Source organism: Marmoricola sp. OAE513 (genome assembly GCF_040546585.1).
GTDB lineage: Bacteria > Actinomycetota > Actinomycetes > Propionibacteriales > Nocardioidaceae > Marmoricola.
Genome location: NZ_JBEPOC010000001.1, coordinates 1,910,763 through 1,934,904, shown reverse-complemented (window position 1 = coordinate 1,934,904; position 24,142 = coordinate 1,910,763). Strand labels below are relative to the sequence as shown.

The window sequence follows — 24,142 nt, the reverse complement described above, 5'->3', positions numbered from 1 at the left end:
GACATGGCAACGACCCCCGCCACCGGGAAGATCACCGCGGGCAGTACCGGCATCCCGGAGAGCACCGACGTGCTCGTCATCGGCCTCGGCGTCACCGGCGCCGGCGTCGCCCTCGATGCGGCCAGCCGCGGACTCGACGTTGTCGCCGTCGACGCGTTCGACGTCGCCTGGGGCACCTCCCGGTACTCCTCCAAGCTGGTGCACGGCGGTCTCCGCTACCTCGCCAAGGGTCAGGTCGCGATCGCCCACGAGAGCGCTGTCGAGCGCGGCATTCTGATGGAGACGACCGCTCCGCACCTGGTGCACCCGCTGCCGATGATGATCCCGCTGACCAGCGAGGTCTCCGGCTTCCAGGCCTTCCTCGCCCGTCGCGGCGTCGGCGCCGGCGACCTCCTGCGCAAGGTCGCTCGGACCAGCCGCACCACGCTGCCCAAGCCGCGCACGATCAACGCCACCGAGGCCCGCGCCCTGGCCGGCGTGATCCGGCGCGACACCCGCGGCGGCGTCCTGTCGTGGGACGGCCAGCTCGAGGACGACGCCCGCCTCGTCGTCAGCATCGCCCGTACGGCGGTCGCCCACGGAGCCCGCGTGCACACCCGCACCCGGGTCCTCGAGGTCACCGGGACCGGAGCTCTGCTGCGCGACGAGCTGACCGGCGAGGAGCGGCGCATCTCCGCGAGGACCGTCATCAGCGCGACCGGCGTCTGGGCCGGTCACCTCGTCCCCGGCATCACCCTCAAGCCGAGCCGCGGCACCCACGTGGTGCTGCGCGCGAGCAGCCTGCCGAGCGTCCGCTGCGCGATCATGGCGCCGGTGCCCGGGTCCTCGAACCGGTTCGTGTTCGCGCTCCCCCAGCCCGACGGAAACATCTACCTCGGCCTGACCGACGAGGAGGTCGAGGGCGAGATCCCCGACGTGCCCGAGGTGCCCGAGGAGGACGTCACCTTCCTGCTCGACGTGATCTCCCGGGTGCTGGAGAAGCCGCTGACGCGCGACGACGTCGTCGGCGCGTACGCCGGCCTCCGTCCGCTGCTCAAGAGCGAGGGGTCGACCGCCGACCTGTCCCGCAAGCACGCGGTGCTGACCTCGGAGACCGGCGTGATCACGATCGTCGGCGGGAAGCTGACCACCTACCGGCGGATGGCGCAGGACGCCGTCGACGCCGCGGTGAAGCAGAACGACCTCCGTGCCGGTCCGTGCCGGACCAAGGCGTTGCCGCTGCTGGGCGCGGCGGATGCGACCACGCTCGCCCGGCTCGACGCACCCGCTCGCCTCGTGCGCCGCTTCGGCACCGAGGCACCCGCGGTGCTGGCGAACGCGCTGAGCGTGGGACTCAGCGAGGAAGAAGCGCTGGCGTCGGTGAGCGCGACGATCCCGGTGACGATGGCCGAGCTCGTCTTCGCGATCACCCACGAGGGCGCCGCCGACGTCGACGACCTGCTGGACCGGCGTACGAAGATCGGCCTGGTGCCGGTGGACCGCGAGGTCGCCCTGCCGTTCGCGCAGCGCGCGTTCGAGCTGGTGACGGCACACACCGCGCGCCCGTAGGGACGTCTCGGCAGGCTCGACGACCGGGCGTCTCGCTCGTCGAGCTTGCCGAGACGAGGTGCCGAACCCGCAGACCTCAGAGGCTGGGGCGCACCAGACCGTTGTCGTAGGCGTAGACGATCGCGGCCGGGCGGTCGCGCAGGTCGAGCTTGGTGAAGATCCGGCCGACGTGGCTCTTCACGGTCAGCTCGGAGATGAAGAGGTCCTCGGCGATCTCGGTGTTGGAGCGTCCGCCGCCCATCAGGCAGAGCACCTCGAGCTCGCGGGTTGTCAGCACGTCGTGCTCGTTGGGCGCCGCCTCGGTCGCGGGCGCGCTCTGCCGGTAGCTCGACAGCACCCGACCGGTCACTGCCGGATCGAGCCAGGAGTCCCCGGCGGCGACGGCACGTACGGCCCGGATCAGGTCGTCGGCCGAGGAGTCCTTGAGCAGGAACCCGGCTGCTCCGGCGCGCAGCGCCCCGGAGAGCATCTCGTCGTCGTCGAAGGTCGTCAGCACCAGGACGGGCGGCGCGTCGCACCGGGCCGCGAGCGCGCGGGTCGCCGTGATCCCGTCGACCTCGCGCATCCGCAGGTCCATGACGACGACGTCGACGCCGTCCGCGGCGTCGAGCACTGCGGGGAGCTCGGAGCCGTCACCGCACTCGGCGACGATCTCGAACCCGTCGCGCTTGCGCAGGATGCGTCGCAGACCCGAGCGCACCAGCTCCTGGTCGTCGACGAGGACGACCCGGGTCTCACCGCCCTCGGTCACCATGCCAACCGTCCGTGGCGGTGGGCCGTGCGCAGCGGGCAGGACAGCAGGCCGTTGCGCTCCCGGAGCGGCACCCGGAGGTCGACCAGCCAGTCGGTCGCGACCTGCGCGGCGTCCAGCGTCGCACCCAGCTGCTCGGCCCGCGCCCTCATCCCGGCCAGACCGGACCCGGTGCCGTCGCTGAGGACCTTGCCCGGCAGCGCGTTGCGCACGACCAGGCGCGCCTCGCGGCTGGTGACCGAGAGCTGCACGTGCGCGGTGCTCGCGGGGGCGTGCTTGGCGATGTTGGCCAGCGACTCCTGGGCGATCCGGTAGAGGCCGAGGCCGGTGGCCTGCGTCAGCCGCTTCGGGTCTCCGGACTCGGCGTACTCCACCGCCAGACCGGCGCGCTCCATCTGGGCGACGAGGTCGGCGATGTTCGACCCGTTCGGCAGTGCCTGGGTCTCCGCCGGGCCGTCGGCCAGGGTGCTCACGGTCTGGCGGATGTCGGCCATCGCCTGCCGACCGACACGTTCGGCATCGGCCAGGGCGTCGTCGATCTCGGTGACCGTCTCGGTGTCCCCGGTGCCGTCGAGGTCGCCGAGGGCGTGCCGGGCCCCGGTGATCTGGAGCAGGGTGACGCTGAGCGAGTGCGCGACCAGGTCGTGGATCTCTCGCGCGATCCGCTCCCGCTCGGCAAGCGTCGCTCGGGCGTACTCACCCTCGCGCGCGGCTCGCTCGGCGCTCAGCGCTCGCATCTGCCACAGCAGCATGTAGCCGACGACGAAGCCCAGCGGTACGTCGACGAGATGGACCGGCGTCCCGTCCAGGCCCGGGCCGGTCGCGACCGCGAGGATCATGGCCAGCGAGGCGCCACCGATGATCAGGCCGTTGCGCACGCCGTCCCGGGCGACCACCTCGGCGGTGATGAGGGCGAGCAGGGCGGGAGCGACGTCGAGTGCGGTCCCGGCGGGGACCGGGTTCCACAGCAGCAGCGCGGCAGCGCCGAGCCCGGCGACGGTCTCGAAGGTGTGCGACAGGTGCCGGTTGAAACCGATCATCCAGACGCCGGGCAGCACGACGAGCAGCAGTGCCAGCGTCTCCGGCTGCACCGGCCAGAGCGCGTCGCGCAGGCTCAGCGCGATGCCGACCGCACCGACCTGCCCGAGGATCGCCACCACCGGGATCCACCACGGGTAGGCGAGTCCGTGCGCCTCGATGTGCTCCTCGATCCGGGTACGCAGCCAGCTCGGCCGCGTGTCCGCGGGCTCGGCTGCGAAGGGGTCGTGAGGGCGCACGGAACCAGAGTATTCAGCCCCAGGGGTCCTCGGCATCACTCCGCGGTGGTGTCCGGTCGCGTGCGGGCTCCTACCAGGGTCGTAGTCCGAATGGGTACCCCAGCGCGATGGTTGCAGCAGCGCGCGTCCGTAGTTTCGTCGTACCGAACGCACACGACAGAGGGTGATCCCCATGAGCTGGACCCAGACCCACCGCCGCTGGCAGGCACTGCAGGAGATCGAGGCACTGGCCAACGCCGGCTGCACCGACCTCCCCTGGAACACCGAGTACGCCGAGATCTTCGGCGACCGCGAGGCACTCGCCGACGTCCTGCGCTACCGGGTCCGGCTGACCCGGGACACGCAGCTCGACAGCCACCTCGCCGAGGCGGTGCTCGAGGAGCAGCGCCGCCGGCTGGAGGCCCGCCAGGCAGCAGTCCTGACGATGCTGCGGCGCTTCGACGCCGGCGACGCGTCGTACGCTCAGGTCGTGCGCGAGCAGACCGTCCTCCCCGGCCCGGTCACCGCGGCGTGACCTCGGTCCCGCGCGCCGCCGCTGCCTGGACGCTGGCGCACGGCATCCAGCGTGCGGGCCTCAAGTACGCCGCTCGCAAGGGACAGGTCACCGCACAGCTCGCGATCGACCCCGTCACGATGGCGGACCCGTTCGCGGCGTACGAGCGGTTGCGCGGGAGCACGATCGACCGCGGTCCGGTCGTCAACGCGACCGTGGACCACGCCACGGCGAACCAGATCCTCCGCAGCGACGACTTCGGCACCGGCGCCGGCAAGGCCGAGCTGCCGCGTCCCCTGCAGAAGCTCTTCGACCTGGTGGCCGATCCGTACACGCTGAGCCCGGTCGACCCTCCCTCGCTGCTCGCGACCGACCCTCCCGAGCACACCGCTCACCGCAAGCTCGTCTCCGGTGCCTTCACGGCGCGCAAGGTGATGCGCCTCAACGAGCGCGTCGAGGAGGTCGCCAGCGAGCTGCTCGACAAGATCGTCGCCGAGGGCGGCTCGACCTTCGACCTCGTCGACCGGTACGCCGCACGTCTTCCCGTCGCGGTGATCGCCGAGCTCCTCGGCATCCCTGACGACGAGCACGACCAGTTGCTCGCTTGGGGCAACCGCGCCGCGGTCACGCTCGACCCGGGACTGACGTTCCGGCAGTACCGGTCTGCGGCCGACGCGCTGCGCGAGATGCACCACTGGTTCGAGGCCCACGTCGAACGGCTGCGCCGCAAGCCCGGTGAGGACCTGCTCAGCGGCCTGGCCCAGATGACCGGCGACGACGCGATGTCGCCGCTGGAGCTGCGCGCCGTCGGACTGCTCGTCCTCGGCGCCGGGTTCGAGACGACGGTCAACCTGATCGGCAACGCGGTCGTCGACCTCAGCGCCCACCCCGACCAGCGTGCGATGGCGCTCGAGGAACCCGACCGCTGGGGCAACGTGGTCGAGGAGGTCCTGCGCTGGGACTCCCCGGTACAGCTGACGATGCGTGCCGTCGTCCGGGACACCGAGGTGGGCGGCGAGCAGCTGCGCGCAGGCGAGGCGGTGCTCGTGCTGCTGGGCGGCGCGAACCGTGACCCGAAGGTGTTCGAGAATCCGGCGCGCTTCGACGTGACCCGCGCCAACGCCGATCAGCACCTGGCGTTCTCGGCGGGGGCGCACTTCTGCCTGGGAGCGAGCCTGGCCCGGCTCGAGGCGACGACCGCGCTGCGGCTGCTCTACAACCGCTTCCCCGATCTCGAGGTCGCCGGCACCCCGGTTCGCCGGGGCACTCGGGTGCTGCGCGGGTACGAGCACGTGCCGATCTCGACCAGGGCTTCCGTGGCGACCTGAGCCGTCTCCCCACCTTTTCAAAGGGCCTTTCTGGGTCGATTTGTTCGGATATTCTGGGTCGGTGCGGAAACTGGGGCTCGTCGCGGGCGTGGGGGTTGCCTGGCTGGTGACCTTCATCGTCATGGGCGGAAACGGGCTGCCCTCGATCGACTTCTCCGCGGAACCGTCCTCGACCGTGTCCCCCGGACCCCAGGCCGGACCCAACGGCCCGGCGGAGACCGCGACTCCGATCGGCCCGAACTCGAACCCGACGGCGACCGCCACGAGCCAGGCCGGCAGCGCCGCGCTCAAGGCCGAGGCGCTGGCCAGCGTCGCCCCGCTCGGCGGTGCCACCCTGGCTGCCCGACCGAAACCGCGCCGGATGCCGCCGCCGGTCGCCGACTTCCGGATGGCGAGCTTCAACGTGCTCGGCTCCTCGCACACCCGCGGCAAGACCAAGCGGCCGCAGAAGAGGTCCGGCGTCGCGCGGATGGCGCAAGGCACCCGGTACGTCGTGGACAACAAGATCTCGCTCGTCGGCTTCCAGGAGCTGCAGCCCGACCAGCGGCGGACGTTCCTCAACGGGACCGGCGGCAGGTACGGCCTGTACCCCGGCGGCAGCAGCCTGGACGGCGACAACTCGATCGCGTGGCGCAAGGACACCTGGGACCTGGTGAAGGCCCAGGGCATCGCGATCCCCTACTTCGGCGGCCACACCCGGGACATGCCGCTGCTGCTCCTGCGGCACAAGGCCAGCGGGATCACCATCTACATCCACAACGTGCACAACCCGGCGGACACCAAGGAGTACGGCCGCCAGGGTCGTTGGCGTGCTGCCGCGACCGCCCGTGAGGCGAGCCTGCTGCGCGACCTGAAGGACGACGGCTACCCGGTCTTCATGACCGGCGACATGAACGAGAAGCAGTCCTGGTTCTGCTCGGTCGCCGGCCCCGGGGACATGCGCGCCGCGGCGGGCGGCGAGGGGGCCCGCAACGGCTGCAGCGTCGCCGGCGGCTACCGGATCGACTGGGTGATCGGCTCCCACGACGTGCAGTGGACCGGCTACACCGAGGACAAGAGCGGCGCGGTGAAGTCGATGACCGACCACCCGATCATCATCGCGGACGTGCGGATCAACAGCCGGGACTTCCCCAAGTCGGTCACGCGCCCCTAGGGCTGGACCGCCGCCTGAGCCGCCGGTGGACCGCCACGGACCGGAAACAGCGATTTGGGTCTCCGATCTGTCACTCGACCCTCGAAAACCCGCGCCGTTGCTGGGTCCACCCACGCCGACCGCAATTTTGCCACGTTCGAGATGCGCGCTGCGGGGTATCACTCCTGCACCCCGAAACCCGGGAATGAACAACTCGAAGATGGAGGAGCTCTCATGCCCAGCCTGCTCTGGATCCTTGCCGTTCTGCTCATCGTCGGAGGCGTCGTCACCCTCATCCAGGGTTCGCTGCTCTTCGGCATCCTGCTCATCGTCGCCGGGCTGCTGATCGGTCCTGGTGGAGTCTCCGTCTTCAACGGCCGCGGCACGCGAGCCTGACCCTCCTCTTCCCCGAAAGGAAGCACCCATGGCTATCGGAACCGGAATCGTCCTCCTTGTCGCCGGCCTGATCCTGGCCCTCGACGTGATCCAGGTCGACCTCGACTTCATCGACGACGGTGCCCTCGGCACGATCCTCATCGTCGCCGGCGTTCTCGCGATCGTCCTCTCGCTGATCGTGAACGCGCAGCGCTCGCGCCACACGGTCGTGGAGGACCGCGTGGTCGACGATCGCCGGGTGCGCTGAACCCAGCTCCTGAACGACACCCCCACCGGTCTCCGGTGGGGGTGTCGTCGTTGGTGACCCTTGCCTCGGGGGCTCCGGTCCCGACTTAATGAGTCCATGAGCGACAGCCGTCCGACGCGGAGGTTCCGAGGGTCCTTCCTGCACCCGGACGCCGTCCGGCTGCTGGCCTTCATCGTGTCGGTCATGGTGCTGTTCCTCGCTGCTCGCCAGGGCCAGTCCCAGGCCGTCATGTACGCCGCGTTCGGCGGCTTCCTTGTCGTTGCCACCTTCTGGGTCCACGGCCTCGACATCAACTGGGTCGAGCTCCGAGCCGACTTCCGCAACAAGTGGCTGCTGCTCGGAGCACTGGCTCTGCCGGTCGTGACCTCGGTAGCGATCGGTCTGCGCCTGGAGTCGTTGCGGTCGACGCTGACCCTGGGTGTTTTGATCTCGACGTACGTGGCGGCCGGGCTCGGCATCCGCAAGCTGCGCTGGATCGTCCTGCAGGGCGACGGAGCCTCCGACGCCCGGCCCTTCGACCGCGCCGTCAACGCGGTCCTGCGGGTCGCCTTCCGGTGGCAGGTCCTGCTCGCCACGGTCGTCCTCGCCTACGGGTCGCTCTGGTTGCTCGGCCGGGCACCGACGTGGGTCGCCGTGCTGGCGCTGGGTCTCACCGTCGCACCCGTGCCGGCTCTGCTCGGCGTCATCTCCGAACGCCGCATCATGGCGTTGACCCGGGACACCGCGGGCCCGCGACTCCGCTGGTGGATCGGTGGCGGCGCAGCCGTGGTGGCTCTCAGCGTGGCGATCGGCCTGATCAGCCTCAGTCAGACGCGCTACCTGCTCGCGCTCGTCGTCGTGGTTGCTCTCCTCACCTGGGCCATCACGGTCGGCAGCCTCGCCGACATTGCGGCCGCTCTCGCCGTCCTCGCGCTGATGGGCGTCACGCCCGGGTCGCAGGAGGTCAAGCCCGAGGTGTTGTCGGTCAAGGCATCGACTCCGAAGTCCGGGCCCGAACCCGTGATCGTCTCCTTGGGCGACTCCTACAGCTCGGGCGAGGGCGCAGCGCGCTACCTGGACGAGACCAACGTCGCCGGTGGCAACCAGTGCCGGCGAGCCGCGACCGCCTGGCCGGTCCTGGTGGCCCAGTCGCTCGGAGCACACCGTCTGGTCTTCCGCGCGTGCTCCGGAGCTCGGGCCCGGAACCTCGTCGGCCAGCCCCAGGACGACGAGCAGTACGCCGGAGAGGGCATCCAGGTCACGCGCGCCCTCGACGAGGTACGCGCGGCCGACCCCTGGCTGAACCCGTCCCTGGTCGTCCTGAGCATCGGCGGGAACGACGCCGGGTTCCGGCAGATCGGTTCCTCGTGCCTGTCACTGGGCAGCTGCAACGACGACGAGGTGACCCAGTACTTCTTCGGCAACCTGGCCGACGTGGAGTCGGCGCTGCGCGCGACCTACCTCGCCATCGCCGACGAGTTTCCCGCCTCGCCGATCGCGGTGATGCCCTACCCCGACGCGTTCGCCACCGACGCCGGATGCGCCCGGGCACCCGTGGAGTCGGGTGACATCCGGTTCGTCCGCCGTTTCACCGCTCGGCTGGACGGGCTCATCGAGAAGGTCGCCACCGAGACCGGCGTCTATTACGTCGGACCGATGCGTACCGCCTTGGCCGACTCCCACCTCGCTCTCTGCGACGACTCCGGGACTCCCGGGCTGAACTTCCTCGACCTCCGCGGGGTCGGCGGTGCGGCGCAGAACCGGTTCAACCCCGGCAACTGGATCCACAACAGCCTTCACCCGAACGAGCGCGGTCACGCCGCACTGGCCACCGCCTTCACCGGGTGGCTCTCGGCGCAGACGCGCGACGCCGGCAGCGAGAAGGAGATCTCCGGCCTCGGTGCGCTTCTCCCCCCGGCGGCCAAGCGTCAGGCGGACGGTGTCGAGGACCCGCCCGCGAACGTCCCCGTGCCGACGAAGAAGTCGACGACCCTGTGCTTCGAGCAGGACGGCGGGGACTGCGGACCCAAGGCAGATGCCTGGGCGCTGCGGCGGCTCGCACCGGGCGCGACTCTTCCGTTGATCCTCCTGCTCGTGTGCGCCGGCGGGGCCTGGGCGCTGTCGATCGGCGTGAGCGCGGCGCGGTTCCGGCGGAGGTACGGACCGGCGGCGAGCTAACTCGTTCGGCGTTGCGCTCCACGGGCCCGCGTTTCAAGCCCCCCGCAGTGGGTAAATGCCCGATGCTCACCCCTCCCCCGACCAGTGGTCAGCCCAGATCACCCGTCACGCGAAGCCCCTGCGCACCCCAGGAGATCTCTGTGCCCACTTCCTTCCGACGTCGCGTCCTCGCCGCCACCTCCGTCCTGGTCCTCACCACGTGGGGAAGCACCGCGACAGCGTTCGCAGACTCCGACAAGGGCAACAACGGCAACGGCGCCAAGGGTTCCCACGGCACCAGCACAGCCCCGGGCCAGACGAAGAACCACCCGACCAAGAAGAACGGCAACGGCACCAGCACATCCCCCGGACAGACGAAGAACCACCCTCCGAAGAAGAACGGCAACAGCGGCTCCCACGGCCCGGCCACCGCGCCGGGTCAGAACAAGGGCGGCCCCGGGGCCGGGACCGCGAACGGAGATCCCGCGGGCAACAACGGCACCATCAAGATCACCCCGATCGGCGAGCGGGACGACATCCCGGACAACAACCCGCACGTGACCTGCGGGTTCCAGATCGAGTGGTACGGCTTCGACCAGGGCGACTACTACTCGCAGGTCTCCTTCGAGATGCAGGCTCCGACCGGGGACGCGACCATCACGCCGAACGGTCCGAGCTCCGTCTTCGTCGGCGGCGACCCCGCGAGCGGAGCAGGAACTGCCACTGGTCTCGATGCCCGAACTACCTATCTGCCGACCTTCACGGGCACCCCGCACCCCAAGCAGGGGTTCCACGTGAAGGTGACCGTCGCGACCCCGTTCTCCCAAGGCAACGACAGCAAGTCGAAGGTGTTCTGGGTGCAGCCGTGCGCCGGCACGACGCCCCCGGTCGTCACGCCCCCCGCCGTGGACACCCCGGACACCGACACGCCCACTGGTCCCAACGTCGAACCCGTTGTCGACGTGCCCGATGTGGTTGCTGGGCCGACGCGGGGCGTCGAGGCACGCGTGCCGACGGAGATCGACGCGGGCCAGGACGGTACGTCGGTCCTCGACCGGATCCGCTCCCCGCTGCCGCTGCTGATCGCAGCCGTGGCACTCGGCGGCGTCCTGCTCTGGTCGCGGCACCGCGCCCGTGTCGTCAACTAGGCCCGCGAGGCGGCGTGGAGCAGCACCGCTGATCGCGGGGGTGGTCGTGGTCATCGCCGCGGTGGCCGCGTACTACCTGCAGACTCCACAGGAGGCCGTCGGCGACGTCCGACGGAATCCCGCGGGGGCAACGCAGCCGACTCCTCCTCGCACCGCCGTACCTGCGGCTCCCGAGCCGGGCATGCCGACGCGCGTGGTCATCCCGACCCTGGAGGTGGATGCACCGGTGGTGCCGATCAAGGCCGCAGGGCGGGCCCTTGTCCCGCCCGGCGACCCGCAGCAGCTCGGATGGTGGGCCGACGGCGCCCGCCCGGGTGCAGCTCGGGGTAGCGCCTTGGTGACCGGCCACACGGTGCACACCGGCGGCGGTGCCCTGGACCACCTCGATCAGCTGAGCCGCGGTGACCTGGTCCTGGTCAGGACTTCGCGCGGCTGGATCGAGTACGTCGTCCGCGGTGTCGAGATCTTCAGCAAGGGCATCACCGCCCAGCGGGCCCAACAGCTGTTCAGCCAGACCAGCCGGGGCCGCCTGGTGCTGACCACCTGCACCGACTGGGACGGGGTGCGCTACCTCAGCAACACGGTGGTCACCGCCACCCCGGCGTCCCGATAGGTCGTTCAACCGCGCGGCCGTCGGGCGGATGGTCCGAGACCGCCCGGTCAGGACGGACCACCAGCACGAGCCCGTGCACGCTCAGTCAGCCGCCGGGACCACGACCACCTTTCCCTGGAGGGCGCCCGCTGCTGCGTCGGCGTGCACGCTCGCCAGGTCGCTCAACGGGACCCGCCGTGCGATGTCGACGGTGAGCTCACCGGCATCCACGCGCGCCACCAGGTCCGCGAGCTGGTCGTGGTCACTCCTCACGTACAGGTCGATCCCGCGCACTCCGCGATCGGCGTCGCTCGGGGCGGGCATCCACACCGTCGTGCTGACCACCACACCGCCGTCGCGGACCCGGTCCGCCAAGGCCGCGAATCCGTCGGGGTCGATGGGAGCCAGGTTCAGCAGCACGTCGACCGGCTCGGTCAGAGACGCGGCGACCTCAGCAGCGGTGTAGTCGATGATCTCGTCGGCTCCCTGCTTCGTCACCAGGGCGCGAGTGCCGGGACTCGCCGTGGCGATGACGTGAGCGCCGGCAGCCTTGGCCAGCTGGACGGCGTAGCCCCCGACCGGACCGCTCGCGCCGTTGACCAGGATCCGCTGACCCGACTCGAGCCGGGCGTGCTCGAACAGCGCCTGCAGAGCGGTCAGACCGACCAGCGGCAGGGCCGCGGCGTCGGCGAGCGGGATGCTCCTCGGAGCGAGGGCCAACGCAGTGGCGTCTGCGACGACGTACTCGGCGGCAGCGCCGTCGTCCACGAAGGGCAGGAAGCCGACGACCCGGTCGCCCTCGCTCAGCGCGGTGACACCGTCACCGAGTGCGGCGACGGTCCCGGCGACGTCCAGTCCGGGGATGTGCGGCAGCGTCAGCGGCATCGGGCCCTGCATCAGTCCCGCGCGGATGTTGCCCTCGACGTTGTTGAACGTCGTCCCTGCGACTCGGACCAGCACCTGGCCGTCGCCCGGCGTGGGGACCGGAACGTCCTCGTAGCCCAGGACGTCGGGTCCGCCGTACTCGTGGAATCGGATGGCTTTCATGGTGAACCTCTTTCATCGTCAATGTGCTTCGAACTTGAAGCACATTGACGACGCTAGCACTGCTTCACATTCGAAGCAACTGTTTCGAATGTGAAGCACCCGATACGATGCCTTCATGGCCTCCACCCCGTCCTCCCTGTCCGCCGTCCAGCTCCGTGCGTACTTCGCCCTCACCGAGGTGGCCGGACTCCTGAAGCACGCGGTCGAGCAGCAGCTGCGCGATGTCGGGGACCTCAGCTGGGTCCAGTTCCAGCTGCTGGCCCGGCTCGGCCTCGACTCGGCGACGGGCAGCGAGCGGATGACCGACCTGGCTGACGGTGTCGTCTACAGCCGCAGCGGCCTGACCTACCAGGCGGGTCTGCTCGAGAAGGCCGGCCTGGTCACCCGGGCGCCCTCGGCCGACGACGACCGCGGAGTGACGGTCAGCATCACCGGCGCGGGCCGGGACCGTCTGGCCACCGTGATGCCTGGCCACGTCGAGGTCATCCGTCGTCAGCTCTTCGAACCGCTGTCAGCGAAGGACACCGACGCGCTCGCCGACCTGCTGGTCCCCGTTCGCGATCACATGCGCGCAGCACCACCGCGCTCCGCGACGCCGCGACGCCGCCGGGAGTCCTGAGACGCGAGCAGGCACACCTGCCGGTGCCGCGCGACGGTACGGATACTCAGCTTTCCGAGAAACAGGGTGCAAGACTCCTCGCGTGAGCACCCCTCAGTCCCCCGCCGCCGCCGCAGTGGAGGACCGCCTGTTCGCAGCCCTCGCGGTGCTGCGGGTGATCGTGCTCGCCAACGCGGTCGGCCTGAACATCTACCGGTACGAGACGTTCGAGGGGCACCTCGACGCGGCCGTGTGCGTCGCGGTGATGATCGTGTGGAGCGGCATCGCGACCTGGGCCTACCGCTCGCCGCGGCGCCGCACGGCTCCCCTGCTGGTGGTCGACCTGGCGCTCGCGGTCGGGCTCCTCCTGGCCACCTACTGGATCAAGGGGCCTGAGTTCCGCACGACGATGCCGAGCTCGTGGATCGTGGCGGCGCTGCTCGCGTGGGCGATCCACTACCGGCTGCGCGGCGGACTCGTCGCGGGTGTCGTGCTCGCGGCTGCCGACCTCTCGCTGCGCGCGGACCTGCGCAACTCCGACTACGGCAACGCCTTCCTGCTCATCCTCTCCGGCACGATCGTCGGCTACCTGTGTGCGTCGCTCCAGCAGATGGCGGTCGAGCGCGAGGTCGCCGAGCGGGCCGCCGCCGCGGCGGAGGAGCGTGCCCGGCTGGCGCGCGTGGTGCACGACGGGGTGCTGCAGGTGCTCGCCCTGGTCCAGCGTCGCGGGCGCGAGCTCGGGGGTGCCGCCGCGGAGCTCGGCGAGCTCGCCGGCGAGCAGGAGCGCGAGCTGCGACGGTTGATCCGGGTCCAGGACTCGACGACGGGGACCGCCAGCACCGTCGACCTGACCTCCGAGCTCGCCAAGCTCGAGGCTTTGCCGGGGGTGACCGTGTCGACACCCGGCGTTCCGGTCCTGCTCCGGGGGGCCGTCGCGAGCGAGCTCGTCGCGGCGGTGCGCGCCTGCCTCGACAACGTCCAACGGCACGTCGGCGAGGGTGCACCGGCGTGGGTGCTGCTGCAGGCATCCCCGACCAGCGTGGAGGTCTCGGTGCGCGACGACGGACCCGGCATCCCCGCCGGACGGTTGGCAGCAGCGGCCGAGGACGGGCGACTCGGGGTCGCCGAATCGATTCAGGGGCGGATCGCCGCTCTGGGCGGGACAGCAGAGCTGAGCACCGGGTCGTTCGGCACGGAGTGGGAGTTCACCGTCCCGCGGACCTTAGGGTCGGCGACATGAGCGAGTCCGAGGAGACGCCGATCCGGGTGATGGTGGTCGACGACCACCCGATGTGGCGCGACGCGGTCGAGCGTGACCTCGTCCAGGCCGGCCTCGAGGTCGTCGCCGTCGCGAGCAACGGCCGCGAGGCGGTCGCTCGGTTCCCCGCGGTCCGTCCGGACGTGATGGTGCTCGACCTCCAAATCCCGGCGCCCAACGGCATCGAGGTCACTGCCGAGGTCGCGCGCCAGTGCCCGGACACGAAGGTGCTCGTCCTGTCGGCCTCCGGCGAGCAGGCCGACGTGCTGGCGGCGGTCAAGGCGGGAGCGACCGGCTACCTGGTGAAGTCCGCGTCGCGCGAGGAGCTGCTCGCCGCCGTACGGACCGTCGCCCACGGCGACCCGGTCTTCACCCCGGGCCTGGCCGGCCTGGTGCTCGGCGAGTTCCAGAGGATCTCCGACGAGCCGGCCGCCGAGACCGGTGAACGGCTGACCGACCGTGAGACCGAGGTGCTCAAGATGGTCGCGAAGGGACTTTCCTACCGGCAGATCGCCGAGCGCCTCGTGATCTCGCACCGCACCGTCCAGAACCACGTGCAGAGCACGCTGCGGAAGCTGCAGATGCACAACCGGGTCGAGCTGACGCGGTACGCGATCGAGCGCGGGCTGGACGAGGACTGACCGCTAGCGAGCAGCCCGCAGGAAGTCCGCGAGCACCGGGCCCGCCGTCTGCGAACCCGACTCCCCGATGTCGACGAATACCGCGACCGCCAGGTCACCCTGGGCGCCGACCATCCAGGTGTGGGTCTGCAGCGGAGTCTTGCTACCGAACTCGGCGGTGCCCGTCTTCGCGATGATGTCGGGCGGCTGCAGTGCCGAGAGGAACCGACCCGAGCCGTCGGTGACCACCGCGTGCATGAGCGCCCGCAGGCTCGTGGCCTCCTCCGACGTCAGCGGTTTGGCCGGAGAAGCTGTCGCTTTGTCGACACCAGCAACGAGGTTCGGCACGACCGTCGAGCCGTGCACCACGCTCGCCACCACGGTCGCCATCGCCATCGGTGACGCCAGCACCTTGCCCTGACCGATCAGGTCGGCGGCAGCCTCGGTCTCGCTGGCGGGAGCCGGCACCTGCCCGAAGTAAGCCGGGAACCCGATGTCGTGATCCTCGCCGAACCCGAGCGACGCGGCAGCGTCGGCCAGCGCCGTCCCCTTGATCTTGCCGCGCGAGGAGATGAACGCGGTGTTGCAGGAGTTGGCGACCGCGTCACGCAGGGTGATCTTCCCGATCCGGTTGGAGGGGTAGTCGGAGTAGTTCTTGAACTGCTTGCCGTTCACGGTCTCCCGCGCCGGGCAGCTCACCGACGTCGTCGGCTTCATGCCGAAGCGCAGCAGTGCCAACGAGCTGATGATCTTGAAGGTCGAGCCCGGGGCGTACTGCCCGAAGGTGGCGGTGTTGTAGCCCTTCGACCCGGGGCCGCTGGCCGCCACCAGCACCTCGCCCGTCGAGGGCTTGATCGCTACCAGCGCGCTGGCCGGCCCGTACCTGTCGAGCAGGTCCTGCGCCTTCGACTGGAGCTTGCGGTCCAGCGACAGCTGGAGGTTCGTGCCGTCCACCGGCTCCTGGGTGAACAGCACCCGGGGACTCACGACTCCGGTGTTGCCGTTCTTCTGCGCGGGTTCCTGAGCGGTGACCTTGAAGCCTCGGGTGCCGGCGAGCTCACGGTCGTAACGGAGCTGGAGGCCCGAGAGCCCGGTGTCGTCGCCGATCGCGAGACGGCCGTCGCTCTTCTTGATCAGGTCCGCGGTCGCGGGTCCGACGGTGCCGAGCAGCGCCGCGGCGAACTCCTTGGACGGCGCCAGCGGCAGCTTGTCGGCGATCGAGCGCGCCCCGGGGATGTCGTCCAGGGCGGCCAGCGTCGACTGCTTGACGTCGTTCTCGCGCTGCACGATCGCCTGGACGAACGCCTTGGGCCCGGCCTTCGACACCTGCTTCACGAAGGGCTCCGGGGTGACGTCGAGCAGCGCGGCCAGACGTCGGGCGGCAGCAGGCAGATCGGCGCCCGGGTTCTTCTCAGCCGCCTGCGCCTTGTCGATACCAAACCGTATGACGTCGCGGGGCTCGACGATCGGCTCGCCGTTGGCGCCGACGATGTTGCCGCGAGTCGCCTTCAGGCCGGTCACGGCGATGGTCTCGCCGTCCTTGAGGGAGGCCTCGAGGACCGTCGGCTTCCAGACGACCTGCCAGGTCGAGCCCTTCTTGGTCAGCGCCACGGTCGTGCTGTGCTTCCAGCCCGACAGGTCCCAGGAGAGCTCGGTCGTCGCCTTGCTCCCGTCCACCTCGACCTCGCCCGCCTCGACCTTCGGCCCGAGCCGTTGCAGCGGCTTCGCCAGGGAGGTGTACGCCGCAGCGGCGGTGGTCGTCGTGAACGCCGTCTCCTTGACGTCGCCCTTCGTCAGCGCGACGGCGAACGCGTCGGCCGCCTTCTGGGCGCCCTTCTCGTCCTCGCTCGGCCCGCCGCACCCGGCGACGAGCAGCACCAGCGCCACGGGGACGGAGAACAGGGACGTACGCCGGAGCCGAGAAGTCATGCCCCGATACGACCAGACGGTCGGGCCGCGTTCAAGGTGGATCCCCCGCAGGCATAGCCTCCTTCAATGCAGATCAGGGGGCTCTTCGCGGACACCACTCCGCTGAGGAATGCGCACTTCCGACGCCTCTGGACCGCGAACATCATCACCGTCGTCGGCGCGCAGCTGACCGTCGTCGCGGTGCCTGCGCAGATCTACGCGGAGACGGGGTCCTCGGCGTACGTCGGGCTGACGGGTCTCTTCGGCCTGGTCCCGTTGATCGTCTTCGGCCTCTGGGGCGGAGCGCTCGCCGACGTGATGGACCGCCGCACCCTGCTGATCATCACCACTGGCGGCCTGATCGCGACCAGCGCTGCGTTCTGGGCCCAGGCCGCGGCGGGAGCCGGCAACGTCTGGCTGCTGCTCGGGCTGTTCGCGGTGCAGCAGGCGTTCTTCGCGGTCAATCAGCCAACCCGCAGCGCGATCCTACCCAAGCTGCTCACCCCGGCTGAGCTTCCTGCAGCGAACTCCCTCAACATGACGGTGCTCCAGGCCGGCGCCATCGCCGGTCCGCTGGTGGGCGGCGTGCTGATCCCGGTCGTCGGTTTCTCCTGGCTGTACCTGATCGACACCTTCACCTTGTTCGCCACGTTGAGCGCCGTGGTCAGCCTGCCGGCGCTCCCCGTCGAGGGTGCGGTCGGAACAGCCGGCCTCCGGTCGGTCCTCGACGGCCTCGGCTACCTCCGGGGACACCCGGTGCTGCTGATGTCCTTCGTGGTCGACCTGATCGCGATGATCTTCGGCATGCCCCGGGCGTTGTTCCCGGAGATCGCGCACCTCGACTTCGGCGGACCGTCCGAAGGTGGTCTCGCCTTCGCGCTGCTGTTCGCGGCGATCCCGCTCGGAGCCGTCCTCGGTGGCGTGTTCTCCGGGTGGGTCTCCCGCGTCGAGCGGCAGGGCTTCGCGGTGGTCGCCTCGATCGTCGTCTGGGGTCTGGCGATCGCCGGCTTCGGTGGTGCCGTCGCCCTGGCCGACACCGGGGCACGCAACGTCATGCTCGCGCTCGCCGTGCTGATGCTGGTTGTCGCCGGCGCTGCCGACATGGCTTCGGCTGCGTTCCGGATGAGCATGCTGCAGGCCTCGGCGTCCGACGCCGTGCGCGGCCGGTTGCAGGGGGTGTTCATCGTGGTGGTTGCCGGCGGTCCGCGGATCGCCGACGTCGCGCACGGCGGAGCTGCGGCCGTGGTCGGGACGGCGACCGCCGCTGCCGGCGGTGGACTGCTGGTCGTGGTGCTCGTGGTCGTCGCGGCGTTCGCGGTGCCGACGTTCATCCGGTACCGATTGGCGCCGTCGCCGGATCAACCGGTCTAGTTCGTGCACCGAGAAGTACCGGAACGGATTACGGTGGGGTCTTCCCGTTTCTGAACCTGAAGGACCTCCCGTGCGCTCCCACCTCCGGCTGCTCCTGGCCATCCTCCTCGCGACCACCGTCGCCCTCGGCCTCACGGTCACCTCGGCCCAAGCCGCTGGCATCCCCAAGGTCTCGAAGGTCTCCAGCGCCGGGCAGGACTGGTACAACGCGAAGCTCAAGATCCGCTGGAAGGCCGTGTCCGGCGCGACGTACCAGGTCCGCTGGGCAGCCTCGAAGTCCGGCCTCGGGCGCGCGACCCCGATCACGGCAACGTCCTCCTCGACGAGCACCTCGACGCTGAGCAACCGCTGCGTGGCCTGGTACGTGCAGGTGCGCGCGCTCAAGGCCGGCAAGGTCGGCGCCTGGTCGAAGGCGAAGAAGCTGAAGTTCAAGAACAAGGCCCCGGCCGTCGCGAAGACGAGCACCGGCGGTCAGACGAGCACGACCGCCGCCAAGGTGAGCTGGAGCTACACGTCGTACGCCGCCAAGTACCGGCTGCGCTGGTCGGCGGCGCCGTACGGGCTGTGGAAGGGGTACGACAAGTACACGTCCTGGTTCGGCAAGACCGCGCGCAGCGTCTCGATCAACCTGCCGAAGACCCCAGCCGCCAAGGACCGGTTCCTGAGCCCGGCGTACGGCAACCCGATCTTCGGACAGCTGCAGACCAACAACGGCTGCACCCGGACCACGCGCCAGACCCCGTTCTTCCCGGTCTTCTCCAAGCCGCGGGACCCGGGCACCTCGGCGACCGGGTACGGCTTCGCGATCGGCTCGTACAACGTCGAGCTGTTCCCGACGTCGGCGAAGAACGCCACCAAGATCAACAACCTGGCCGACAACATCGCGGCCCGCAACCTCGACGCGGTGCTCCTGCAGGAGGCCACCTTCACGACCGCGTCCAACATCGCGAGCCGACTCGCCTCGGGTGAGGGTCAGAGCGGCTGGAAGGTCGTGACCGCGGGTGACGACGGGTACGTCGGGCAGCAGATCCTGTACCGGTCCAGCAAGTTCACGGTGGCCGGCAGCGGTCTGGTCGGGCAGCGGAAGGACTCCAGCCTCACCACGCCGCTGCTGACCCCGTGGGCCCGCCTCACCCCGGTGGCTCCTGCCACTGGTTCGCAGGACGTCCTGGTCGTCTCGGCACATCTCGAGTCGTCCTCGAGCACGAGCATCCCGACCAAGAAGAAGTCCGCCCACGACCAGTCGGCGGCACTGCTGCGCGAGCTCGCCGCGAAGGCGCCCACGGGCATCCCGACGATCGTCGGCGGCGACCTGCTCGGCAGCTTCGGCGCGTACTGCGACGAGAACAGCGAGCCGGCCTGCGTCGGCGAGGGTCAGCCGACCTTCGTCCGTGCGGGCTACTGGGACGCGCAGAGCGCGGTGACCAAGGTCGGTCTGAAGTACTCGACGGTCAACAAGCACGCCACCAAGCCGGCGGTCTCGAAGGTGGGCGTCGGTGGTCGTGCCGACTATCTCCTGTTCAAGGGCTTCACCGGGATCCGGCGCTACGAGAACGTGAACCGGGTCTACGGCAAGGCCACCAGCGCGTACCAGTCGGACCACAACCTGATCACGGCGAGCGTGTACGTGCCGTTCCTGTCGACTCCCTGACGGAGCCGCAGCAGTCCCTGCGCTGGGTCACCGCGTCTCGGCAGGCTCGACGACCGAGCGAACCCCCGGTCACCACGTCTCGGCAAGCTCGACGACCGAACGACCCCGGCCACCGCGTCTCGGCAGGCTCGACGACCGGGGGCAAGCTCGACGACGGGGCAGGCTCGGCGAGCGTCTACTCGCTGACGGTGACGCTGCTGATCTTGTCCGCTGCGATCTGGGCCGGGGTGAAGGCGAAGCTCACCCACTGCTGGTCGCTGAACATCTGCGTCTGGTCGCTCGACCACGGCGAGTTCGGGTTGTCCGACTGGCCGTAGGTCAGGATCGTCTTCGCATCGACCCCGCCACCCGGGAGGAACGAGATCGCCTGGATGTGCGAGGACCCGTAGGTGATCGGCTTGAGGTACCCGGTGTTGGCGAGCACCCCCCGCGACGCGAGCGCGTTGGCGTTGCCGGCCTGATCGCCGTTACCACCGCCGAGCGGGATCGCCGGAGCACCTCGGTCGCCGGCGACCTGGACCTCGCCCCAGGTCGCGTCGACCGGGATGTTGTTGGTGCGCAGGTAGGCGATCGCCTGAGCCATGGCGCGGATGACCTTCGGGTCAGCTGTCTTGGGAGTGTTCGGGGTGTCGACCGGGTTGGCTCGCGAGAACCCGACGCTCCACGGGCCGCTCGAGAGCAGACCGTTCTTCGGCAGCCGGGTCACGAACTGCTCGAAGATCGCGTACCCGCGACTCTCCTTGTTCGACGTCTTGTCCCAGGCAGCGAGCACCGGGCAGGCGTCACCGCCGTTCGCGGCGAGGCAGACCTTGACGAGGTTGTCGGTGCCGAACACCTCGGCCGCCATCACCCGGTTCTCGTGCTCGAAACCTCGCAGCTGGGTCGGGCTGATCTTGCCGACCTTGAGGGCGTCGATCACGTAGTGGTCGACCATCCGGGTCCGCATCGTCCGGACGCACTGCTCGCACCCGATGATCCGGGCGAAGCCCTCGAGCTTCTCGTCCGGGTTCGGCAGCCAATAGGAGTCGTTGGCGTTCATCACCCAGTCGCGGCGGACCGTGGACGGCAGGTTCTTCGACCCGAAGATGCCCGGGCGCTCGGCGTCGGCGTCCGCGCCCCACTTGCACAAGCTGTCGGCGAACGTGCCGTCCAGAGCCGGCAGACCGGCCAGCTGCTGGAGCACCCTCCCGATCGGGGTCATGCACTTGTTGGCCAGGTTGTTCGACACGTTCGGGACGACCGAGTGGTCGGCGTACAGCACGTCACCGTTGCGGTCGGCCGCGGTCGTGTTCACCCACGGCATGCCGCCGGCAGCGTCCTGACGCTCGAGCAGGTCTCGGACGTCACTCGCACCGCCCATCTCCAAGAAAGTGTCGATGGTGCGCAGCTGCTCGCCGTTGGCGTCGCGGATCGCGAAGAAGCTGAGCGGCGTCCAGCCCATGAGCTGGCTCGGTGAGTCGATGACGTAGCCCTGCGGGGTTCGGTAGAACGTCGTGCTCCGGCTGCCGAGGGTGCCATCGCTCTTCTTGATCGTCACCGTGACGTTGCGCTTCTCGACCTGCTTCAGGAGCCCGTTCGCCGAGAGGTAGGTGAACGGCGAGAGGACCGTGCGGTACTCGTACGGCGCGAACCGGTACGCCGTCGAGACCGTGTGGCTCCACGCGACGTTGTTGTTCCACCCGATGTTGACCACCGGCGAACCGATCAGGCTTCCGCCGGCGACGTCGTACTGGCCGGGGATGGTGAGCTGCTGCTGGCTGAACCGGAACCTCCCGTTCCACGGGAAGTGCGGGTTGCCCAGCAGCATGCCGGACCCGGTGGTGCTGGCCTCCGCGCCGATGGCGGTCGCGTTCGATCCGAAGTTCTCGTCGGTCTTGAGCGACTCGGTGAGCTCGTCGGCGTCGGGGAGCTCGGGCGGCACGATGCCGAACGTCGCCAGACCGGGCAGGCCAGGGTCACCCAGCGAGGGCGGCGTCGCGCCGACGATCTCCTTCAGGAAGTTGCCGGTCGAGGCGATGATGTTGGCCAGGTAGACGCCGTACCAGACGTCCAGGGCGGTGGCGTTCGGTTGGATCCAGGCCGCGTTCTTGCACGCCGGGTCGGTGATGCTCGAGGCACCGCCACTGTCGCGCAGGTACTTGTTCACCCCGGCGGCGTAGCCGGCGACCATCTGCTTGGCCTTCGCACTCGGACCGGCTTTCGGGTCAGCCAGGATGCCCTCGACGACCTTCCGGTTGTGGAGATCGGCGACGAGCGCATCGATCTGGAAGTTGGTGCCGTTGATGGCGACCCCGTCGTCGAACTTGGCGTCCGGACCGAGGTACTTCGAGCGCTCTCCGCGCCCGGTCAGCACGACGTCGGCGAGAGCACAGATCGAGGTCTCGGCCGCGGCGTACCCGGAGCCGTAGCCCAGGGAGCCCCAGTCGTTCGCGGTGATGTGCGGGATGCCGTGCTCGGTGCGGGTGACCGTCGCGGAGTACGTCGGCGGGGCCGCCGTCGCCGTCGAGGTCGCGGAACCGTTGATCGCGATCAACGAGACGGTCAGTGCGGCTGCGGCGGCACAGGCCAGCCGACGGGTGTGTGAGGTCACCATGTCCCCTCAACTGAAACTGAGGGGTTCCGGTTACGGGTCGGTAACCAGGTTGCGGCTACGTGAGCCTCAGCGGCCCTTCCACTGCGGCTCGCGCTTCTCGGCGAAGGCGATCGGACCCTCCATGGCGTCCTCGCTGGAGAAGACCCGCATCATCGCTGCGTCGCTGTCGGCCCAGGCGTCCTTCTCCGAGGCGATGGCACCGTCGCGCAGGCCGAGCGCGACCTGCTTGCTGCCCTGCACCGACAACGGTGCGTTGGCGGCGATCTTCTGCGCCAGCGCCACGGCAGCGGAGAGCACCTGGCCGGCCGGGACGACCTCGTTGACCAGACCCCACCGGAGCGCCGTCGCTGCATCGATCGGGTCGCCGGTGAGCAGCAGGTGCATGGCGACCTTCTGCGGGATCTGGGCGGGGAGCCGGATGACACCGCCGGCGGCGGCGATCAGCCCGCGCTTCACCTCGGGCAGCCCGAACCTCGCCGTGTCGGCAGCGACGGCGAGGTCGCTGGCCAGGACGAGCTCGGTCCCCCCGCCCAGTGCGGTGCCGTTCACGGCAGCGATCACCGGCTTGGCGATCGGGTGCTGCACCATGCCGGCAAACCCCCACGCCTCGGTGCCGACCGGGTTCAGGCTCTCGCCGCGCGAGATCGCCTTGAGGTCGGCGCCCGCGCAGAAGGACTGGTCGCCGGCACCGGTGAGGACCACCGCACGGATCTCGATGTCGGTGTGCGCCAGCTCGAGGGCGTCGCCCAGGCCCTGGGTCAGCTCGCCGTTGACCGCGTTGCGGGCCTCGGGGCGGTTCAGGGTGATGACGAGGACGTGCCCGTCGCGCTCGGTGAGGACAGCACTCATGACTTCTCGATTCTCTCCAGGACGACGACGTGCACGGTATCGCCCACCTCCTTGCCGATCTTGACCCGGATCGCCGACTTCACGGGGAGCTTGTGGTTGCCGTCCCCCAGGGCCATGAAGGAGCTCTCGAACGGCTCGCCGTCGACGGTCCCGCGGACCTTGACCAGGCCGCGCGTCCCGAAGAACTCCGCCGACTCCGGCCAGACGACGTACGACCACCCGCCGGGCTTGTCGCTCTTCACGACCTCGGCGTCGAACTCGACCAGCGGCTCAGTCAACGGAGGAGTCCTCGTCGACCTGATCGACGAACGCACCGACCAGCGCGGCGAACTCCTCGGCCTTCTCCACCTGCGGCATGTGCCCGGCGTCGACGAACAGGTGCGTGCGCGCCTTCGGCAGCGCGGCGGCCGCGGCCTCGAAGTGCTTCGGCGGCAGGATCCGGTCGTCGTCACCCCAGACGACGAAGACAGGGATGCCGGTGGCGGCGAACCGACGAAGCAGCTCCCGGCGCCACCCGTTGCGCACCCCGACGACCGGGGCGCCGAGCGTGGCGGCCGTGCCGAGGAACGTGCCGCGGAAGTCGGCCTGCTTGGCCAGCTTCCCGGCGTGCCGGAACTGCTCGGTCGTGGCGAGGGTTCGGTCGTAGAAGAGGTCACGGATCGTCTCGGCCCCGGCTTCGCGGGCTTTCGCCCCGAACCGTCCGGCGAGCCCGGGCAGGGCGGCAAGGGCGCCGTACGTCATGGGCAGGGGCGAGATGTTGACCTCGCTGCCGAACCCGACGCTGTTCACCAGGGTCACGCTCGCGACCCGGCCGGGGTGGTCGACGGCCAGCGTCATCGCGACGCCCCCGCCCAGCGAGTTGCCCATCACGTGCACCGGAGCCTCGATGCCGAGAGCGTCCAGCAGCCCGACCATCGCCCTGCCGAAGGCGGGCAGCCCTGGGCGCTCGCGCCCCCTGCGGCTGTAGCCGAAGCCGGGCAGGTCCGTGCTGATCACGCGGCGATCAACCGCAAGCAGGTCCTGAGCCTCGTTCCAGTCCTCCAGGCTGCGGGCGATCCCGTGGATCAGGAGGATCGGGACACCGTCCTCCGGTCCGCTGACCCGGACCCGCAGCGGCACGCCCCCGACGTCGACCGTCGTCGCATCGGGGTGCGGGAAAGGACCGCTCACAGCGCGAGCCTCCGAGCGCTGCCGACGAG

General features: G+C 70.0%; 22 protein-coding genes. 14 read left to right on the top strand and 8 right to left on the bottom strand.

All coding sequences use genetic code 11. The features are described 5' to 3' along the window. Window positions 1–3: 3 nt before the first annotated feature. The gene (locus ABIE44_RS09815; RefSeq protein WP_209718814.1) at window positions 4–1,548 is read left to right on the top strand and encodes a glycerol-3-phosphate dehydrogenase/oxidase; all 1,545 of its coding nucleotides are present in this window, start codon (window positions 4–6) and stop codon (window positions 1,546–1,548) included. 76 nt (window positions 1,549–1,624) lie between these two features. On the opposite strand, the gene ABIE44_RS09810 is transcribed toward ABIE44_RS09815, so the two are convergent. Then, window positions 1,625–2,302 (bottom strand): response regulator transcription factor, encoded by a 678-nt coding sequence (locus ABIE44_RS09810; protein WP_209718817.1) that lies wholly within the window; start codon window positions 2,300–2,302, stop codon window positions 1,625–1,627. Beyond that, window positions 2,296–3,576: a sensor histidine kinase gene (locus ABIE44_RS09805; RefSeq protein ID WP_209718820.1), complete on the bottom strand. Its 1,281-nt coding sequence runs from the start codon at window positions 3,574–3,576 to the stop codon at window positions 2,296–2,298. Before ABIE44_RS09805 ends, ABIE44_RS09810 begins: the two co-directional genes overlap by 7 nt. Before the next feature lie 172 nt (window positions 3,577–3,748). On the opposite strand from ABIE44_RS09805, the gene ABIE44_RS09800 reads away from it, so the two are divergent. From ABIE44_RS09800 to ABIE44_RS09765, 8 genes are all read left to right on the top strand, one after another. Beyond that, window positions 3,749–4,090 carry a hypothetical protein gene (locus ABIE44_RS09800; RefSeq protein WP_209718823.1) on the top strand — a complete coding sequence of 114 codons (342 nt, stop codon included), beginning with the start codon at window positions 3,749–3,751 and terminating at the stop codon, window positions 4,088–4,090. After that, window positions 4,087–5,397 carry a cytochrome P450 gene (locus ABIE44_RS09795; RefSeq protein WP_209718826.1) on the top strand — a complete coding sequence of 437 codons (1,311 nt, stop codon included), beginning with the start codon at window positions 4,087–4,089 and terminating at the stop codon, window positions 5,395–5,397. Before ABIE44_RS09800 ends, ABIE44_RS09795 begins: the two co-directional genes overlap by 4 nt. Before the next feature lie 61 nt (window positions 5,398–5,458). Continuing rightward, entirely contained in the window at window positions 5,459–6,550 is a 1,092-nt protein-coding gene (locus tag ABIE44_RS09790; protein WP_209718829.1) for an endonuclease/exonuclease/phosphatase family protein, read from the top strand. A gap of 213 nt (window positions 6,551–6,763) precedes the next feature. Beyond that, window positions 6,764–6,925 carry a GPGG-motif small membrane protein gene (locus ABIE44_RS09785; protein WP_209718832.1) on the top strand — a complete coding sequence of 54 codons (162 nt, stop codon included), beginning with the start codon at window positions 6,764–6,766 and terminating at the stop codon, window positions 6,923–6,925. A gap of 28 nt (window positions 6,926–6,953) precedes the next feature. Beyond that, a complete protein-coding gene (locus ABIE44_RS09780) occupies window positions 6,954–7,172 on the top strand; it encodes a hypothetical protein (RefSeq protein ID WP_209718835.1) in 219 nt (72 codons plus the stop codon). 96 nt (window positions 7,173–7,268) lie between these two features. Further along, window positions 7,269–9,329, top strand: coding sequence for an SGNH/GDSL hydrolase family protein (locus tag ABIE44_RS09775; protein ID WP_209718837.1), 2,061 nt, complete (start codon window positions 7,269–7,271; stop codon window positions 9,327–9,329). Window positions 9,330–9,469: 140 nt separating this feature from the next. Then, window positions 9,470–10,456 (top strand): hypothetical protein, encoded by a 987-nt coding sequence (locus ABIE44_RS09770; protein WP_209718840.1) that lies wholly within the window; start codon window positions 9,470–9,472, stop codon window positions 10,454–10,456. Between the two features lie 181 nt (window positions 10,457–10,637). Continuing rightward, window positions 10,638–11,069, top strand: a complete 432-nt coding sequence (locus ABIE44_RS09765) for a class F sortase (RefSeq protein WP_209718843.1) — start codon at window positions 10,638–10,640, stop codon at window positions 11,067–11,069. Window positions 11,070–11,150: 81 nt separating this feature from the next. Here ABIE44_RS09765 and ABIE44_RS09760 read toward each other — a convergent pair whose 3' ends face one another. Beyond that, window positions 11,151–12,095: an NADP-dependent oxidoreductase gene (locus ABIE44_RS09760; protein WP_209718846.1), complete on the bottom strand. Its 945-nt coding sequence runs from the start codon at window positions 12,093–12,095 to the stop codon at window positions 11,151–11,153. Between the two features lie 115 nt (window positions 12,096–12,210). Here ABIE44_RS09760 and ABIE44_RS09755 point away from each other — a divergent pair, with 115 nt between their 5' ends. The 3 genes from ABIE44_RS09755 (at window position 12,211) to ABIE44_RS09745 (ending at window position 14,592) form a co-directional block, all read left to right on the top strand. Beyond that, window positions 12,211–12,714 (top strand): MarR family winged helix-turn-helix transcriptional regulator, encoded by a 504-nt coding sequence (locus ABIE44_RS09755; RefSeq protein WP_209718849.1) that lies wholly within the window; start codon window positions 12,211–12,213, stop codon window positions 12,712–12,714. Window positions 12,715–12,796: 82 nt separating this feature from the next. Beyond that, on the top strand, window positions 12,797–13,933 hold the full coding sequence (gene macS, locus ABIE44_RS09750; protein ID WP_209718852.1) for a MacS family sensor histidine kinase: 1,137 nt from the start codon (window positions 12,797–12,799) through the stop codon (window positions 13,931–13,933). Further along, entirely contained in the window at window positions 13,930–14,592 is a 663-nt protein-coding gene (locus ABIE44_RS09745) for a response regulator (protein WP_209718855.1), read from the top strand. Before macS ends, ABIE44_RS09745 begins: the two co-directional genes overlap by 4 nt. Before the next feature lie 3 nt (window positions 14,593–14,595). On the opposite strand, the gene ABIE44_RS09740 is transcribed toward ABIE44_RS09745, so the two are convergent. After that, the gene (locus ABIE44_RS09740) at window positions 14,596–16,500 is read right to left on the bottom strand and encodes a penicillin-binding transpeptidase domain-containing protein (RefSeq protein ID WP_209718858.1); all 1,905 of its coding nucleotides are present in this window, start codon (window positions 16,498–16,500) and stop codon (window positions 14,596–14,598) included. A 66-nt stretch (window positions 16,501–16,566) separates the two neighbouring features. Here ABIE44_RS09740 and ABIE44_RS09735 point away from each other — a divergent pair, with 66 nt between their 5' ends. Together ABIE44_RS09735 and ABIE44_RS09730 are read left to right on the top strand one after the other, a co-directional pair. Beyond that, a complete protein-coding gene (locus tag ABIE44_RS09735) occupies window positions 16,567–17,850 on the top strand; it encodes an MFS transporter (protein ID WP_209718861.1) in 1,284 nt (427 codons plus the stop codon). Window positions 17,851–17,920: 70 nt separating this feature from the next. Then, on the top strand, window positions 17,921–19,501 hold the full coding sequence (locus ABIE44_RS09730; RefSeq protein WP_209718864.1) for an endonuclease/exonuclease/phosphatase family protein: 1,581 nt from the start codon (window positions 17,921–17,923) through the stop codon (window positions 19,499–19,501). A 175-nt stretch (window positions 19,502–19,676) separates the two neighbouring features. Here ABIE44_RS09730 and ABIE44_RS09725 read toward each other — a convergent pair whose 3' ends face one another. From ABIE44_RS09725 to ABIE44_RS09710, 4 genes are all read right to left on the bottom strand, one after another. Beyond that, complete coding sequence (locus ABIE44_RS09725; protein ID WP_354437968.1) at window positions 19,677–22,091, bottom strand: penicillin acylase family protein; 2,415 nt, start codon at window positions 22,089–22,091, stop codon at window positions 19,677–19,679. A 69-nt stretch (window positions 22,092–22,160) separates the two neighbouring features. After that, on the bottom strand, window positions 22,161–22,943 hold the full coding sequence (locus tag ABIE44_RS09720; protein ID WP_209718870.1) for a crotonase/enoyl-CoA hydratase family protein: 783 nt from the start codon (window positions 22,941–22,943) through the stop codon (window positions 22,161–22,163). Then, a complete protein-coding gene (locus tag ABIE44_RS09715; protein WP_209718873.1) occupies window positions 22,940–23,221 on the bottom strand; it encodes a DUF1905 domain-containing protein in 282 nt (93 codons plus the stop codon). Before ABIE44_RS09715 ends, ABIE44_RS09720 begins: the two co-directional genes overlap by 4 nt. Beyond that, on the bottom strand, window positions 23,214–24,113 hold the full coding sequence (locus ABIE44_RS09710; RefSeq protein ID WP_209718875.1) for an alpha/beta fold hydrolase: 900 nt from the start codon (window positions 24,111–24,113) through the stop codon (window positions 23,214–23,216). The genes ABIE44_RS09715 and ABIE44_RS09710 overlap by 8 nt, the downstream gene beginning before the upstream one ends. Between the last annotated feature and the right edge of the window lie 29 nt (window positions 24,114–24,142).

What these genes read in the sequence shown, in the direction of transcription:
- ABIE44_RS09755 (WP_209718849.1), top strand. Translation starts at nt 12,211, where the DNA reads ATGGCCTCCACCCCGTCCTCCCTGTCCGCCGTCCAGCTCCGTGCGTAC.
- ABIE44_RS09765 (WP_209718843.1), top strand. Translation starts at nt 10,638, where the DNA reads ATGCCGACGCGCGTGGTCATCCCGACCCTGGAGGTGGATGCACCGGTG.
- ABIE44_RS09740 (WP_209718858.1), bottom strand. Translation starts at nt 16,500, where the DNA reads ATGACTTCTCGGCTCCGGCGTACGTCCCTGTTCTCCGTCCCCGTGGCG.
- ABIE44_RS09760 (WP_209718846.1), bottom strand. Translation starts at nt 12,095, where the DNA reads ATGAAAGCCATCCGATTCCACGAGTACGGCGGACCCGACGTCCTGGGC.
- ABIE44_RS09780 (WP_209718835.1), top strand. Translation starts at nt 6,954, where the DNA reads ATGGCTATCGGAACCGGAATCGTCCTCCTTGTCGCCGGCCTGATCCTG.
- ABIE44_RS09810 (WP_209718817.1), bottom strand. Translation starts at nt 2,302, where the DNA reads ATGGTGACCGAGGGCGGTGAGACCCGGGTCGTCCTCGTCGACGACCAG.
- ABIE44_RS09745 (WP_209718855.1), top strand. Translation starts at nt 13,930, where the DNA reads ATGAGCGAGTCCGAGGAGACGCCGATCCGGGTGATGGTGGTCGACGAC.
- ABIE44_RS09735 (WP_209718861.1), top strand. Translation starts at nt 16,567, where the DNA reads ATGCAGATCAGGGGGCTCTTCGCGGACACCACTCCGCTGAGGAATGCG.
- ABIE44_RS09800 (WP_209718823.1), top strand. Translation starts at nt 3,749, where the DNA reads ATGAGCTGGACCCAGACCCACCGCCGCTGGCAGGCACTGCAGGAGATC.
- ABIE44_RS09720 (WP_209718870.1), bottom strand. Translation starts at nt 22,943, where the DNA reads ATGAGTGCTGTCCTCACCGAGCGCGACGGGCACGTCCTCGTCATCACC.
- ABIE44_RS09815 (WP_209718814.1), top strand. Translation starts at nt 4, where the DNA reads ATGGCAACGACCCCCGCCACCGGGAAGATCACCGCGGGCAGTACCGGC.
- ABIE44_RS09785 (WP_209718832.1), top strand. Translation starts at nt 6,764, where the DNA reads ATGCCCAGCCTGCTCTGGATCCTTGCCGTTCTGCTCATCGTCGGAGGC.
- ABIE44_RS09775 (WP_209718837.1), top strand. Translation starts at nt 7,269, where the DNA reads ATGAGCGACAGCCGTCCGACGCGGAGGTTCCGAGGGTCCTTCCTGCAC.